Raw genomic sequence first — 15,732 nt, forward strand, 5'->3', positions numbered from 1 at the left:
AATGTTATTTTTGCGGAATGTTTCAATTAGGAAAAACAATAGTCTCTGAAGACATTATAGAAAAAGATTTTGTTTGCAATTTATCTGCTTGCAAAGGTGCTTGTTGTGTAGATGGTGAAGCAGGTGCTCCATTAGATAAAGAAGAAGCCAAAATTTTAGAAGAAATTTATCCGAAAGTAAAACCTTTTTTAAGAAAAGAAGGCATTGCTGTCATTGAAAAAGAAGGAACCTGGGTTACTAGTGAATGGGGAGAATTAGAAACACCTTTGCTTCATGGAAAAGATTGCGCTTATGTAATTTTCGATGAGAAAAAAACCGCACTTTGTGGTATTGAAGAAGCTTATAATTCTGGAGCAATAGATTGGAAAAAACCAGTTTCTTGCCATTTATACCCAATTAGAGTAAAAGATTACAGCGAATTTTCTGCAGTAAATTATCATAAATGGGAAATTTGTGATGATGCTTGTACTTTAGGAAAAGAACTACAAGTGCCTGTTTATAAGTTTGTAAAACAAGCTTTGGTGCGTAAATTTGGGCAAAATTGGTATGATGAATTAGAGAAAGTTGCAGAAAAACATTTAAAAACTCTTTAGATTAATTTTTTACCGACAAAACCTAAAGAACTATTTCATTTATAAATTGTTCTTTAATAAGAGCTTCTTTTTCTAGTTGCTCTTTATGATATTCTACATTATCAGAAAAAAGTAAATAACAGAAAGATAGTGTTATTCTTCTATAAAAGCCTTTGTTTAAAATTTAACTGAAACTTGCATTTATTCGAATTATGATAGTTAATAGTTATGAAACTTACAATTAATAAAAGATTTAAGTAACTTCTAACGCTTATAATTCTTTGAAAAATAAATCAATTTTAAGATTATTTTCAACTTCTTTATCATGTGAAATTAAGTAAATAATTAAACTTGAGAGTTTTAATTAGTTTTTGGCACGTTCTTTGTTTTAACAAAGTCTTAACATTTAAAACTTAGTCACCATGAAAAACATCAAAAAAAATCCTAAAAAGCAGTTAGAGAAATTCTCAAACATTTTTACACAACTAGGGTTAGTATTGGTTTTGTTTATCGTTTATGTAACGTTAGAACATGAAACAGAAGAAATATCTCTAGCCAAAGAATCTGAAGTATTCACATCAAATATGTATGTAGATCCAACTACAGAAGTTGTTTTTATAAAAGAAGTTACTCACCAACCAAAAGTTGAAACACCACCAAAAACAGTTTTATTTTTAGATGAAGAAATTAAAGTTGATGAAAAAAATATAGAGGAAACAATACTTTTAACTCCTGAAGAAAAATCTGTAGAAGTAGATTTAGATTTAACAACGATTGTAACTGTTGATGATCCAGAGGAAAATACTACTCCAGATACAGTGCCTTTTATAATGATTGAAAATGCACCCGTTTTTAAAGGCTGTGAAGGGTTATCGAAAGCAGAAAATAAAAAGTGCTTTGATGAAAAAATGTTAAAGTTTGTGCAACGTAATTTTGATGTGAACATTGCAAACGAAGTTGGTTTACGAGCTGGTAAATATAGAATTAGTACACAATTTATTATTGATGATAAAGGTGATGTTGTAGATATTAAAATTAGAGCACCACATTCTAAACTTGAAAAAGAAACGCAAGAATTAATAGAAAAATTACCAAAATTTACGCCAGGAAAACAACGTAATAAATCAGTAAAAGTTAGATATAGTTTACCAATTACGTTTAGAGTAGATTAATTTTTCTCAAAAAATATAAATTTTCCCTCAAATTTAAATAGAAACCCAACATAAAAAGTTGGGTTTTTTATTTATTTTGTATTTTTGATCTTATGAAAATGAATCATTTTTTAGACGCAACCTATTTAAAAACAGCCACTCAAGCCAATATTTCTGAAGCAGAAAATGAGCAGAAAGTAATTGATTTGGTAAATGAATCAATTGTATATAATTATAAATTAATTATGATTCGTGCCAACTATATTTCACTTGCTAAAGAAATGCTGTCTAAAGTTACTTCATCAGTCTTAGTAGGCACTGTAATTGATTTTCCTGAAGGACTTTCATCAACAAAAAGTAAATTACAAGAAGCTAAAAAAGCAATTGAATTACATGCAGACGAACTCGATTTTGTGATTAATTATACTGCATTTAAAGCTGGTAATATAAGTTTAATAAAAGAGGAAATATTAGAATGTACAAGGCTTTGTGTAGAACATAATAAAGTTGTAAAATTTATAATAGAAGTTGCTGCGTTATCAACTAAAGAAATTATTGTAATTTCACAATTGATAAAAGAGGTCATTTTAAATAATTTTGATGAGCAAGTTACTCAAAAAGTATTTGTAAAATCGTCTACAGGATTTTTTAAAACGGATGATAATAAACCAAATGGAGCAACTTTTGAAACTATAAAGCTAATTTCAGAAAATGCGAAACCACTTCAAATAAAAGCTGCAGGTGGTGTTAGAGATTATGGTACAGCTTTAAAAATGATTTCTTTAGGAGTTGATAGGATTGGAACCTCATCAGCTAAAGAAATTTGCTTAAAAAAGGAAAAGAACAATAACGATTATTAAAAATTTTATGGATTATTTTGCACACGAAACAGCAGTTATAGATGATAATTGCCAAATAGGAAAAGGAACAAAAATTTGGCATTTTAGCCATGTTATGTCAAAATGTAAAATTGGTGAAAATTGCAATTTGGGACAAAATGTAGTAGTTTCTCCAAGTGTAGTTTTAGGAAACAACGTAAAAGTGCAAAACAACGTATCTATTTATGCAGGCGTTACTTGCGAAGATGATGTTTTTTTAGGGCCTTCTATGGTTTTTACCAATGTTAGAAATCCAAGAAGTGCTATTGTAAGAAAAAATAAATATCTAAAAACGATTGTAAAAAAAGGCGCTTCTATTGGTGCCAATGCAACCATTATTTGTGGTAATAATATTGGCGAATTTGCTTTTATTGGGGCTGGTTCAGTAGTTACAAAACCAGTATTGCCTTATGCTTTAATCGTTGGGAATCCTGCACAACAAATTGGTTGGGTTAGTGAATATGGACATACTTTAAATTTCGACGAAGATGGTTTTGGTACTTGCAAAGAAAGTAAAGAGGTTTATGGTTTTAAAGATGGTGCTGTTTTTAAATTTAAGACTCAGTAAATAATCATCAAAAATAAAAAGGAAAGAGAATCAGTTTTTTCACTAAAAATGCATTAAGATTCACAAAATATTTCCATACAAAAAATCCAAAATAAAATAATTACTTTGGATTTTTTTTACTGCTAACTGATACTGCCAATTGAATACTGAAATACAGCCAACTAATTAAGGTGCTGGATTTGGAATTTCTTTATGTACTTCCTCAATTTCTTTTAAAATTTCTTCTGATAAATCAATATGAATAGAGTTGATATTTTCCTTTAATTGACTCATTTTAGTAGCTCCAATAATATTTGCAGTTACAAATGGCAACTGATTTATAAACGCTAGTGACAATTCAGATATTGTTAAATTATGTTTTTTGGCAATTTCTTGATATTTAATTACAGCTCTTTCTGAACCTTCATTTTGATAACGAGCAATAAACCTCGGGTATAAAGTTCCTCTTGCACCTTCAGGTAAATTTCCATTTAAATATTTTCCAGATAAAACACCTTGAGCTAATGGAGAATATGCCAGTAACCCAACATTTTCTCTCATAGAAACTTCACTCATTCCTACTTCAAAACCTCTGTGAATCATAGAATACGAATTCTGAATAGTTGCAGGTCTTGGTAAATTGTATTGCTCTGAAGCTTGTAAATACTTCATAGTTCCCCAAGGACTTTCGTTCGATAAACCAATGTGTTTTATTTTTCCTTGTTTAATTAACTCTTGCAAACCTTCTAAAATCTCTAAATAATTTTCAACTTCATCATTAGCAGCTTTTAAAGGAAAATCTCGAACACCAAAACAGTTGACACCTCTATTTGGCCAGTGTAATTGATACAAATCTATATAATCTGTTTGCAAACGTTGCAAGCTTTTATCAATAGCATCAAAAATATTGGCTTTGCTTAAGCCACCATTTCTAATGTGAGCAGTATAATCTCCACCACCAGCAATTTTGCTTGCTAAAACTACTTTTTCCCTATTTCCCGTTTTTTTAAACCAAGTTCCAATAATTCTTTCTGTTCCTCCATAGGTTTCTGGTGTTGCAGGTACAGGATATAACTCTGCAGCATCAAAAAAATTCACACCATTTTCTAAAGCATAATCCATTTGCTCATGGCCTTCTGCTTCCGTGTTTTGATTTCCCCAAGTCATGGTTCCTAAACATATTTTAGAAACTTTAGTATCTGTATTTGGTAATGTTGTGTATTTCATTTTTTTGATGTTGTAGGTATAATTATAATAATTAGTAGAACGAAATTAATCTTAATTCTAAAATAAAACAAAAGCGTACAATTTTTAAAAATTATACGCTTATCATTATAAATTATATAGAACAAATATGCTAATTCACATACATATTTATACCCGAGTTTATATTGAGTTATAGAAATAGAAAGATTAAAAAAGGCTTTCTATTTTAAAATCGCTTCAATTCCAGGTAATGTTTTTCCTTCTAACATTTCTAACATGGCTCCACCTCCAGTAGAAACATAACTTACTTTATCAGCAAAACCAAATTGTTTAACAGCTGCAACAGAATCTCCACCACCAACTAAAGAAAACGCTCCGTTTTTTGTTGCGTTATCAATAGAATGTCCTAGAGCAATGGTTCCTTTTGCAAAAGACTCCATTTCAAAAACACCTAAAGGTCCGTTCCATAAAATAGTTTTTGCTTTATTTACAATTCCATCAAAAATTTCTTGTGATTTTGGTCCAGCATCAACACCTTCCCAACCATCAGGAATTGCATTAATATCACAAACTATAGTATTTGCATCGTTGCTAAAATCATCAGCAGCAATAACATCTACAGGAATATGAATTTGAACACCTTTTTCTTTGGCTTGTTTTAAGATATCTAAAGCCAAGTCCATTTTATCATCTTCACAAATAGAGTTTCCAATTTTTCCACCTTGTGCTTTTACGAAGGTAAAACTCATTCCACCACCAATAATTAAATGATCTACTTTGTCTAAAATATTTTCGATTACAGTAATTTTAGAGGATACTTTTGCACCTCCTAAAATTGCTAAAACTGGTTTTTCAGAATTGTTTAAAACCTTATCAATACTTTCAATTTCTTGAGCTAATAAACTACCAAAACATTTTTTATCATCAAAAAACTGCGCAATAATTGTAGTTGATGCATGCGCTCTGTGAGCAGTTCCAAAAGCATCATTTACATAAATATCACCAAATTTAGATAGCTTTTCAGCAAAAGCAACATCTCCTTTTGTTTCTTCTTCGTAAAAACGTAAATTTTCTAATAATAAAATTTCTCCATCTTCTAAATTGGCAACAGCTTCTTCAACTTTATCACCAATACAATCTTCTACAAATTTTACGTTACAACCTATAATATCTATAATTTTAGGAACAATATGTTTTAGAGAAAACTCTTCTTGTTTTCCTTTTGGTCTTCCTAAATGGCTCATTAAAACACAGCTTCCTCCATCTTCTAAAACTTTAATAATGGTAGGTTTTGCAGCTTCAATTCTGGTAGCATCTGTAACTTCAAATTTATCGTTTAAAGGCACGTTAAAATCTACACGAATAATGGCTTTTTTATTTTTAAAATTAAAATCTTTTAATGTTTTCATGTGGGTTGTATTTTTAACAAAAATACTTTTTTATTTTTCGTTAAAGAAATCGAAAATCGAAAAGTTAAGTTAACGTTTGCGTAAATAAATTTCTATAAAACAAGCTGTTCACAAAAAAATATCAACCAAAAAAATTATTTCTTTTGCATCATTTTTTTAAAAGGATTTGTGTGTCGGTTTTTAAACCCATGTATGGAGCTACTAATAATTAAAATGGCAGCTGTTGTAAATGCAGTGTACGCAATCAATAAATTATCTCCATTATTAGCAACACCAATTGCAATTAAAGCCCAAGCACCAACCATTCCAAATTCTCTCATATTTCTTTTCCAAGTGATGATTAAGTTGATTGCAGTCGCAATTATAATCATTATCAACGTCCAGATTTCTGAAGAAATTCCAAAACCATTCCACTCAATTTTTACTAAATAAGAAGATACGTTTGCAATACTTGCAACTGTAACCCAGCCACTATACATTACAAATGGCCACCAAAGAAATAGAATTACAGGAAAAGGAGCGTCCCAAAGTTCCATTTTATTTTTCCAAACAATTTTTAATAAAGAAAATAATAATAGAAATATAAAAATGCAGGAAAGACCTGTGTATTCGTAAATCCAACTAAAAATCCAGGCGCAATTAAAAATACAAGAAAGTATAAACCAAGGGCCAGTTTCTAGTACAAAATCATCATTCCTAACCTTTACAAACAAGCTTCTTCCTTGGTAAATTGCAAAACCTAATAACAGCAAATAAATAAGTCCCCAAATTGAAAAAGCGTAACCTGCAGGTGTAAAAAGAGAGTTTAAATCTTTTGAAATTTCGCCTATAGTTGTGTTGTTTAAAAGTCCAGTATTTGAAAGGTAATTTATAAAAACGACCGAAATAAAAGCAATTCCATTTCCTATTTGCAGTATTTTTTTCATCTATTTATTTTTAATAAATTTTATATAAAAGTAACAAAAATTTAGAAGAACATCTTTCTAAAACTTTATATTTGTGCATGCTTTTCAACCAAATAATAGGTCAAGAACATATTAAGAAACACCTACAAACGTCTGCTGAAAATGGCAGAATTCCTCATGCACAATTATTTGTGGGGAAAGAAGGTTCTGGTACTTTGCCAATGGCAATTGCGTATGCACAGTATTTGTTGTGTAATTTTTCTGATGATGCAGATGCTTGCAATATAAAATGTAACAAATTACAACATCCAGATTTGCATTTTGCGTTTCCTGTAACTACAAACGATTCTGTAAAAAAGCACGCTGTTAGTGATTTGTTTTTAGAAGATTGGAGAGAATTTATAAGTTATCAATCTTTTGGAAGTTTGTTTAACTGGTTGCAACATATTGGTGTAGAAAACAAGCAAGGTTTAATTGGGGTTGATGAAGCTGAAGCTGTTGTAAAAAAACTAAAACTTAAAAGTTACGAAGGTGGTTTTAAAGTGATGATTATTTGGATGGCAGAAAAAATGAATATTGCTGCAGCCAATAAATTATTAAAACTAATTGAAGAGCCACCAGAAAAAACTGTTTTTTTGTTGATTACAGAAAACGAAGAACAAATTATTGGTACTATAAGATCTAGATGTCAAGCATTGCATTTTCCAAAATTATCTGAAGAAGATATTGCAAGTGCTTTGCAGGTAAATCATCAAGTTTCAGAAAATGAAGCAAATAAAATTGCACATCAATCTGAAGGAAATTACAACAAAGCTTTGCATCTTTTACAAAACGATTCATCAGACCTAGTTTTTGAAGAATGGTTTGTTGCTTGGATAAGAACTGCTTTTAAAGCCAAAGGAAATGCAGCTGTAATTCAACAATTAATTTCATGGTCAGAGACGATTGCAAAAACAGGTAGAGAAACCCAAAAACAATTTTTAGAATATTGTTTACAATTTTTTAGACAGGCACTTTTATTAAATTATAAGTCTGAGCAGTTGGTTTTTATGGAATCAAAATCTGGTTTTGATTTGTCTAAATTTGCACCTTTTGTACATTCAGGAAATATTTTAGACATCGAAAAAGAAATTGGTGAAGCCATGTATCATATAGAAAGAAATGGAAATGCAAAAATTATCTTGTTAGATTTATCAATGAAATTGACGAGGTTTTTGCATAAGAAAGAAGAGAAGGTTTAGTTTTTAAACTGAATTAAAAATTCGTTAATCTAGCCACATATTTTCCAATCACATCAAACTCTAAATTCACAACATCATTTACCTGTAAAGTTTTAAAAGTGGTGTTTTGCCAAGTATAAGGTATAATAGCAACCGAAAATTCGTCTTTTTTAGAGTTTACAACAGTTAAACTAATTCCATTTATAGTAATTGAACCCTTTTCTATAGTAATGTTATTTTTATCGGAATTGTAGCTAAAAGTACAAACAGTACTTCCATTTTCGTCTTTTAGGCTTTTGCAAATGCCAGTTTCATCAACATGACCTTGCACAATATGTCCATCCAACCGATCACCCAATTTCATTGCACGTTCAAGATTTACAATATCAGCAGTTTTTAATTTACCAATATTGGTTTTATCTAACGTTTCTTTAATGGCAGTAACTGTATATTCATCATTATTGATGTTTACAACTGTTAAACAGACACCATTATGAGCTACACTTTGGTCTATTTTAAGTTCATTAGTAATGCTACTTTTAATTGTTAAATGAACATTTTCTTGTTCTTTTACAACATTTGTTACTGTGCCAAGTGTTTCTATAATTCCTGTAAACATATCGTTAAAATTGGTTACTTTTGTACTTTACAAAAATAAGCATATTACAAGGTTTACTATGGATAAAACTGATAAAATAATCGTTGGAATTTCAATTGGCGATTTAAATGGAATTGGTATTGAAGTAATTTTGAAAACATTTGAAGACAAACGAATGTTAGAATTTTGCACGCCAGTTTTATTTGGCGCAACAAAAACAATTTCTTATCATAAAAAAGTTTTAGGGATAGAAACTCCTGTACATGGAATTACATCAATTAATCAAGTAACACATTCTAAAATAAATATTTTAAATATTTGGAAAGAAGAAGTTGCTATTGAATTAGGCACAGCAACTAAAATATCTGGAGAATATGCAGCAAAATCTTTAGCTTCTGGAGTAGAACATCTAAAAAATAATACGATTGATGTTTTAATAACAGCACCAATCAACAAAGAAAATATACAGTCTGAAACTTTTAACTTTCCTGGACATACAGAATATTTAGAAGCAAATTTAGAAGGGAAGAGTTTAATGATTTTAATGACCAGCGAATTACGCATTGGTTTAATAACAGGTCATATTCCTATTGCTAAAGTTGCAGAATCGATTACTCCAGAATTGATTAAAAGCAAAGTAGAAACCATGTATAATTCGTTAAAACAAGATTTTGGAATAAATAAACCCAAAATTGCTGTTTTATCTTTAAATCCACATTGTGGAGATAAAGGCGTTATTGGTAAAGAAGATGATGATATTATAGTGCCAACAATCGCAGAAATTGCAGCAACAGGTAAATTAGTTTTTGGCCCTTATGCAGCAGATGGTTTTTTCGGTTCAGAAACCTATAAGCAATTTGATGGAGTTTTAGCAACCTATCATGATCAAGGTTTAGCGCCATTTAAAGCCTTATCTTTTGGAAAAGGAGTTAACTTTACAGCAGGTTTAAGTCATATAAGAACCTCTCCAGATCATGGAACAGGATATGATATTGCAGGTAAAAATTTAGCGAACCCATCTTCGTTTATAGAAGCGTTATTTAGTGCTATAGAAATTTTTAAAAAGCGAAAAGAATATAAAGAATTAACAGGAAACCCTTTATTAGTAAGGTATAGTTAAAAATTATTCTTTTTTAATATAAAATATTGCAGAAATACATTTTTTTGTATCTTTGCACGCTCAATTGATGTTTGATTATGAAAGACTTGAAAGAATTCAGCATACAGTTTGTAGGATTAAAAGAAGGTAAACACGAGTTTAAGTACTCAATTGATAATAAGTTCTTTGAAGCTTTTAATTTTGATGAATATGTAAGTTCATCTATAGAAGTTTCTTTAAATTTTGTAAAAAAAAGCACATTGTTTGAGCTGGTTTTTATTGCTGAGGGTTCTGTAGAAGTTCCTTGTGATGTAACAAATGAGTTATATGATCAAGAAATAGATTCAGAATTACCATTAGTTGTAAAGTTTGGGCCAGAATTTAATGATGATAATGAGGAGATTTTAATATTGCCTCATGAAGCTTATGAGTTTAATGTGGCTCAATTTATTTACGAAATGATTGTTTTAGCAGTTCCTAATAAAAGAGTGCATCCAAAAGTATTAGATGGCACCATGGAATCTGAAGCATTAAAAAAGTTAAAAGAACTAGAGATAAAAAAAGTAAAAACTGTAGAAATTACAGACCCAAGATGGGATAAATTAAAGAATTTAATAACAGAAAAAAAGACATAAAATGGCACATCCTAAAAGAAAAATATCCAAAACAAGAAGAGATAAAAGGAGAACACATTATAAGGCATCTTATCAACAGATTGCTAAAGATCCAACAACGGGTGAGGCTCACTTATATCACAGAGCTCATTGGCATGAAGGAAAACTATATTATAGAGGACAAGTTGTTTTAGAATCTGCATCTGCATCTGCAGAGGCTTAAAAAAACGCTTTTCAAAATTCTACGAAAACCCTCAATTTTGAGGGTTTTTTTACGTTTTATAGTCAAAAACGAATACTTTTGGTGAAATTTACCTTAAAAGGTGAATTATTTTTCACTACTTTTGAATCTTCTAAACTTTAGAAACTAAACTTTAATTATGACAAAAATCACTGCAGCAATTTCAGCAGTAGGAAAATATGTTCCTGATTACATTCTAACAAATAAAGAGTTAGAAACCTATGTAGAAACTAATGATGAATGGATTACTTCTAGAACAGGTATTAAAGAAAGAAGAATTCTTAAAGGAGAAGGGTTAGGTACTTCTTATATGGCAATAAAAGCAGCAGAAGATTTATTGCAAAAATCAAAAGGAAATGCAGCAGAAATAGATTTGGTAATTGTTGCAACTGCAACACCAGATTTGCCAGTAGCTTCTACAGCTGCATATGTGGCTTCAAAAATTGGTGCTGTAAATGCTTTTTCTTACGATTTGCAAGCTGCATGTTCTAGCTTTTTATATGGAATGTCTACAGCTGCTAGTTATATAGAATCTGGTCGATATAAAAAAATATTGTTAATTGGTGCAGATAAAATGTCATCAATTATAGATTATAAAGACAGAGCAACTTGTATTATTTTTGGTGATGGAGCAGGAGCTGCTTTATTTGAACCTAATCACGAAGGATTAGGTTTACAAGATGAGTATATGAGAAGTGATGGAATTGGAAGAGATTTTTTACGTATTGAGGCTGGTGGTTCTATAATGCCTCCAACTTTAGATACTGTAAAAGAGAAGAAACATTTTGTATATCAAGAAGGAAAAACGGTGTTTAAATACGCAGTTTCTAACATGGCAGATGTATCAGAAAAAATGTTGACTAGAAACAATCTTACAGAAGAAGATATTCAGTGGTTAGTGCCACATCAAGCAAATAAAAGAATTATAGAAGCAACAGCAAAAAGAGTAGGTGTTGGTTCAGAGAAAGTAATGATGAACATCCATAAATATGGTAATACAACATCTGCAACTTTACCACTTTTATTAGCTGATTATGAAGAACAATTAAAAAAAGGAGATAATTTAATTTTTGCCGCTTTTGGTGGTGGTTTCACATGGGGAGCTATTTACCTAAAATGGGCTTATAATTCTTAACAAACTAATTAACTAAATAATAAGAAAAATGGATATTAAAGAAATTCAAAATCTTATAAAATTTGTAGCAAAATCTGGCGCAAGCGAGGTAAAGTTAGAAATGGAAGATATAAAGATTACCATTAAAACAGGTTCTGAGAAAACAGAAACTACAATTGTACAAGCTGCACCAATGGCTGCAATGCCTCAAGCTGCTGCTCCAACAGTATCGCACGCAACTGAAGCTACTGCACCTGTAAAAGTAGAAAGCGATGATTCAAAATATATTACTGTAAAATCTCCAATTATTGGAACTTTTTACAGAAAACCATCTCCAGATAAACCTAGTTTTGTAGAAGTTGGGACAGATATAAATGTAGGTGATACAGTTTGTGTTATTGAAGCAATGAAATTATTTAACGAAATTGAATCTGAAGTTTCAGGTAAAATTGTTAAAGTTTTAGTAGATGATTCTTCTCCAGTAGAATTTGACCAACCTTTATTTTTGGTTGATCCATCATAATAAATATAGTTTAGTTTTTGGAGTTTAGATATTAGATTTTCTAACTCATAACTCATAACTCATAACTCAAAACTCATATATTATGTTTAAAAAAATATTAATTGCCAATAGAGGTGAAATTGCATTACGTGTAATAAGAACCTGTAAGGAAATGGGTATAAAAACTGTAGCTGTATATTCTACTGCAGATGCAGAAAGTTTGCATGTTCGTTTTGCAGATGAAGCTGTTTGTATTGGCCCTCCTTCTAGTGCAGAGTCTTATTTAAAAATGTCTAACATTATATCTGCTGCAGAAATTACAAATGCAGATGCCATTCATCCTGGTTATGGATTTTTATCAGAAAACGCTAAATTCTCTAATTTATGTGAAGAGCATAATATTAAATTTATTGGGGCAACTGGTGCAATGATTGATCAAATGGGAGATAAAGCAAACGCTAAATCTACCATGATTAGAGCAGGCGTACCTTGTGTACCAGGTTCTGAAGGAGTCATTAAAGACTTTGAAGACTGTAAAAAAATAGCTATAGAAACAGGATATCCAGTAATGTTAAAAGCTTCTGCAGGTGGTGGAGGTAAAGGAATGCGTGCTGTTTGGAAAGCAGAAGATTTAAAAGATGCTTGGGATTCTGCAAGACAAGAATCTAAAGCTGCCTTTGGAAATAACGATATGTATATGGAAAAACTCATTGAAGAGCCTAGACATATTGAAATTCAAATTGTAGGTGATTCCTATGGAAAAGCTTGCCATTTATCTGAAAGAGATTGTTCTGTACAAAGACGTCATCAAAAGTTAACAGAAGAGACACCTTCTCCTTTCATGACAGATGAATTGAGAGAAAAAATGGGAGATGCAGCTGTAAAAGCCGCAGAATTTATTAAATATGAAGGTGCTGGAACAGTAGAGTTTTTGGTTGATAAACACAGAAACTTCTACTTTATGGAAATGAATACACGTATTCAAGTAGAACACCCTATTACTGAAGAAGTTGTGAATTACGATTTAATTCGTGAGCAAATTTTAGTAGCTGCTGGTGTGCCAATTTCTGGAAAAAATTATTATCCTAAATTACATTCTATAGAATGTAGAATAAATGCAGAAGATCCTTATAATAATTTTAGACCAGCTCCTGGAAGAATAACTGTGTTGCACACACCTGGAGGTCATGGAGTTAGAATGGATACACATGTGTATGCAGGTTATATGATTCCACCAAATTACGATTCTATGATTGCTAAATTAATTGTTACTGCTCAAACAAGAGAAGAGGCAATTAATAAAATGAAAAGAGCGTTAGATGAGTTTGTAATAGAAGGAGTAAAAACTACAATTCCTTTTCATAGACAGTTAATGGATCATCCTGATTATGTATCTGGAAACTATACAACAAAGTTTATGGAAGATTTTAAAATGGAAGCATAAAGCTTAAAAATATTTTAAATTATTATTTAGAAAAGAGAATACATTTATGTATTCTCTTTTTTTTTATCTTTAAGGTTAAATAATGGAACTATGAAAATTGATGGAATTGACAAAATTATTATAAAAATGTTGGTAAAAGACGCAAGAACACCTGTGTTAAGTATTGCAAGAGAAGTGGGTATTTCTGGAGCAGCCATTCATCAACGTTTAAGAAAATTAGAGAAATCAGCTTTAATTGATGGTTATAGAATGACGATTAACCCAAAATCTTTAGGCTATAATACAACAGCATTTGTAGGTGTTTTTTTAGATTCGTCAAGTTTATATTCATCTGCAATAAAAAGATTAAAAGAAATTCCAGAGGTAGTAGAAAGTCATTATACAACTGGTAATTATGCTATTTTTATCAAAATTTTATGTAAGAATAACGAAGATTTAATGCATATTTTAAATAAAAATATTCAAAATATAAAAGGAGTATCTAGAACAGAAACGTTTATTTCTTTAGATCAACAAATTGATAGACAGATAAGTATTTAGTATAAAACCGCTAACCTATTAAAAATAACCATTTAAGGATATTTACAAACTACTTATCAAATAAATATTTGAGAGTTGTTTTATTTATACCATTTTTGTTTATAATTAAAATTCCTAAAATGAGATCCCTATGTATACTTTTAGTAGATGATGATAAAATTGAAAGACTAAAATTTAAAAAAGTTTGTCAAGAGGTTAACTTCGAAAGTAACGTTATTGAAGCAAAAGATGGTGAAACAGCTTTACTACTTTTAAATGATTGTAAAACCCCTTTTGATTTGATTATTTCAGATTTAAATATGCCTGGAATTGATGGCTTTGAGTTCTTATCTACTTTAAAAAAGAACCCCGAGTTTAAAAACATTCCTATTGTAATTATGTCTACATCACAAAATAAAATTGATTTAGATAGATGTTATAAATTCGGAATTTCTGGTTACTTTACAAAACCTTTAAAATTTTCTGATTATAGTGACAGTGTTATTTCTTTATTAGAATATTGGGATAAAGCAAGCTTATCTTCTAGGTTAAATGCTTCATAGAACCTTATGTTAATCTAAGTTGTTTTTTTATGTAACTTTGCAACTAAGCTTAAAATTATTTAATGGAAAAACCTAATCTATCTCTTATTAAAGAAATATCTGGCAATGATATTGAATTTGAAAACAATATTTTAGATATCATAAAATTAGAATTTCCTGAAGAAGTAAAATTATTTAAAACTAATTTTAAAGATAAAAAATATCTTGAAGCTTCTAATAATATACATAAAATTAAACATAAAATAAGTTTATTAGGTTTAGAAAAAGGGTTGGAAACTGCCTCAGCTTTTGAAATAGAGTTAAAACAAGGAAATATAAAATTGCATCATAGTTTTATCGAAATTTTAGATAAAATTCATGTATATTTATCCAAATAACAACTACTTTTTATTTTAATATGGATTGTATAATAATTGATGATGACGCAACTGCAAGGTTAATTACCAAACAACATTGCTTAAACTCTGAGCAGATAAATGTCGTTGATGAATTTTCATCTGCAATAGATGCTATAAAATATTTAAATACAAAAAGCGTAGATTTGGTATATTTAGATATTCACATGCCTACTTTTTCTGGGTTCGATTTTATAGAAACACTTAAAAACCCACCAATAATTATTTTAACAACAAGCGATAAAAACTTGGCTCTTGAGGCTTTTGAGTATAAAAGTGTGGTAGATTATTTGGTAAAACCAATTACAAAAGAACGTTTTAATAAATCTTTAGAAAAATTAGATTCTTTATCTACTTCAGAAAAAAACATAACAAAACAAAAAAATATGTCAGATTTTATCTATGTAAATGTAGATAGAAGGTTGGTAAAAGTAAGCATACCAAGTATTTATTTAATTGAAGCAAAAGGTGATTACATAAATATAAAAACAGACGAGAAAAACTATATTGTACATTCTACATTAAAGAAAATCGAAGACAAATTACCTTCGGATTCTTTTTTTAAAGTGCATAGATCTTTTATTATCAATACAAAAGAGATTATAGATATTGAAGATAATACAGTTTTAATAAAAAAAGATGTTGTGCCAGTTAGTAGATCTAACAAAAGCGAATTAATGAAAAAATTAAATTTATTATAAACTCTTAAAAACAACTCAGCGTAACTTTTTGTCCATTCGTCGAAGGTTTAAAAC

19 protein-coding genes are annotated in these 15,732 nt (G+C 29.8%); 15 read left to right on the forward strand and 4 right to left on the reverse strand.

Annotation, left to right across the window (positions count from 1 at the left end):
* The first annotated feature begins 17 nt into the window (after positions 1–17).
* The 4 genes from LPB03_RS11685 (at position 18) to LPB03_RS11700 (ending at position 3,169) form a co-directional block, all read left to right on the forward strand.
* Entirely contained in the window at positions 18–593 is a 576-nt protein-coding gene (locus LPB03_RS11685; protein WP_065319782.1) for a DUF3109 family protein, read from the forward strand.
* A gap of 401 nt (positions 594–994) precedes the next feature.
* Positions 995–1,744, forward strand: coding sequence for an energy transducer TonB (locus LPB03_RS11690; RefSeq protein ID WP_065319783.1), 750 nt, complete (start codon positions 995–997; stop codon positions 1,742–1,744).
* Positions 1,745–1,836: 92 nt separating this feature from the next.
* Complete coding sequence (gene deoC / locus LPB03_RS11695; protein ID WP_065319784.1) at positions 1,837–2,583, forward strand: deoxyribose-phosphate aldolase; 747 nt, start codon at positions 1,837–1,839, stop codon at positions 2,581–2,583.
* Positions 2,584–2,590: 7 nt separating this feature from the next.
* Complete coding sequence (locus tag LPB03_RS11700) at positions 2,591–3,169, forward strand: acyltransferase (RefSeq protein WP_065319785.1); 579 nt, start codon at positions 2,591–2,593, stop codon at positions 3,167–3,169.
* Between the two features lie 165 nt (positions 3,170–3,334).
* Here the strand turns inward: LPB03_RS11700 and LPB03_RS11705 are convergent, their stop codons facing one another.
* From LPB03_RS11705 to LPB03_RS11715, 3 genes are all read right to left on the reverse strand, one after another.
* Positions 3,335–4,375 carry an aldo/keto reductase gene (locus LPB03_RS11705; RefSeq protein ID WP_065319786.1) on the reverse strand — a complete coding sequence of 347 codons (1,041 nt, stop codon included), beginning with the start codon at positions 4,373–4,375 and terminating at the stop codon, positions 3,335–3,337.
* Between the two features lie 200 nt (positions 4,376–4,575).
* Entirely contained in the window at positions 4,576–5,763 is a 1,188-nt protein-coding gene (locus LPB03_RS11710; protein ID WP_065319787.1) for a phosphoglycerate kinase, read from the reverse strand.
* Between the two features lie 134 nt (positions 5,764–5,897).
* On the reverse strand, positions 5,898–6,689 hold the full coding sequence (locus LPB03_RS11715; RefSeq protein WP_065319788.1) for a TspO-related membrane protein: 792 nt from the start codon (positions 6,687–6,689) through the stop codon (positions 5,898–5,900).
* A 77-nt stretch (positions 6,690–6,766) separates the two neighbouring features.
* On the opposite strand from LPB03_RS11715, the gene LPB03_RS11720 reads away from it, so the two are divergent.
* Positions 6,767–7,909: a DNA polymerase III subunit gene (locus tag LPB03_RS11720; RefSeq protein WP_065319789.1), complete on the forward strand. Its 1,143-nt coding sequence runs from the start codon at positions 6,767–6,769 to the stop codon at positions 7,907–7,909.
* A gap of 13 nt (positions 7,910–7,922) precedes the next feature.
* Here the strand turns inward: LPB03_RS11720 and LPB03_RS11725 are convergent, their stop codons facing one another.
* Positions 7,923–8,507, reverse strand: coding sequence for a riboflavin synthase (locus LPB03_RS11725; RefSeq protein ID WP_065319790.1), 585 nt, complete (start codon positions 8,505–8,507; stop codon positions 7,923–7,925).
* 58 nt (positions 8,508–8,565) lie between these two features.
* Between LPB03_RS11725 and pdxA the strand changes: the two genes are divergently transcribed.
* The 10 genes from pdxA (at position 8,566) to LPB03_RS11775 (ending at position 15,678) form a co-directional block, all read left to right on the forward strand.
* Positions 8,566–9,606: a 4-hydroxythreonine-4-phosphate dehydrogenase PdxA gene (gene pdxA, locus LPB03_RS11730; protein WP_026776024.1), complete on the forward strand. Its 1,041-nt coding sequence runs from the start codon at positions 8,566–8,568 to the stop codon at positions 9,604–9,606.
* Between the two features lie 77 nt (positions 9,607–9,683).
* Positions 9,684–10,220, forward strand: a complete 537-nt coding sequence (locus LPB03_RS11735) for a YceD family protein (RefSeq protein WP_065319791.1) — start codon at positions 9,684–9,686, stop codon at positions 10,218–10,220.
* 1 nt (position 10,221) lies between these two features.
* Positions 10,222–10,422: a 50S ribosomal protein L32 gene (gene rpmF, locus LPB03_RS11740; protein WP_026776022.1), complete on the forward strand. Its 201-nt coding sequence runs from the start codon at positions 10,222–10,224 to the stop codon at positions 10,420–10,422.
* Between the two features lie 157 nt (positions 10,423–10,579).
* Positions 10,580–11,575 carry a beta-ketoacyl-ACP synthase III gene (locus LPB03_RS11745; RefSeq protein ID WP_065319792.1) on the forward strand — a complete coding sequence of 332 codons (996 nt, stop codon included), beginning with the start codon at positions 10,580–10,582 and terminating at the stop codon, positions 11,573–11,575.
* Positions 11,576–11,603: 28 nt separating this feature from the next.
* Complete coding sequence (accB, locus tag LPB03_RS11750; protein WP_065319793.1) at positions 11,604–12,077, forward strand: acetyl-CoA carboxylase biotin carboxyl carrier protein; 474 nt, start codon at positions 11,604–11,606, stop codon at positions 12,075–12,077.
* A gap of 82 nt (positions 12,078–12,159) precedes the next feature.
* A complete protein-coding gene (gene accC / locus LPB03_RS11755) occupies positions 12,160–13,500 on the forward strand; it encodes an acetyl-CoA carboxylase biotin carboxylase subunit (RefSeq protein WP_065319794.1) in 1,341 nt (446 codons plus the stop codon).
* Positions 13,501–13,590: 90 nt separating this feature from the next.
* Positions 13,591–14,040 carry an Lrp/AsnC ligand binding domain-containing protein gene (locus LPB03_RS11760; protein ID WP_065319795.1) on the forward strand — a complete coding sequence of 150 codons (450 nt, stop codon included), beginning with the start codon at positions 13,591–13,593 and terminating at the stop codon, positions 14,038–14,040.
* A 119-nt stretch (positions 14,041–14,159) separates the two neighbouring features.
* Complete coding sequence (locus tag LPB03_RS11765; RefSeq protein ID WP_065319796.1) at positions 14,160–14,582, forward strand: response regulator; 423 nt, start codon at positions 14,160–14,162, stop codon at positions 14,580–14,582.
* 62 nt (positions 14,583–14,644) lie between these two features.
* The gene (locus LPB03_RS11770; protein WP_065319797.1) at positions 14,645–14,959 is read left to right on the forward strand and encodes a hypothetical protein; all 315 of its coding nucleotides are present in this window, start codon (positions 14,645–14,647) and stop codon (positions 14,957–14,959) included.
* A 20-nt stretch (positions 14,960–14,979) separates the two neighbouring features.
* Complete coding sequence (locus LPB03_RS11775; protein WP_065319798.1) at positions 14,980–15,678, forward strand: LytR/AlgR family response regulator transcription factor; 699 nt, start codon at positions 14,980–14,982, stop codon at positions 15,676–15,678.
* Positions 15,679–15,732 lie beyond the last annotated feature (54 nt).

Source organism: Polaribacter vadi, from assembly GCF_001761365.1.
GTDB classification, from domain to species: Bacteria; Bacteroidota; Bacteroidia; order Flavobacteriales; family Flavobacteriaceae; genus Polaribacter; species Polaribacter vadi.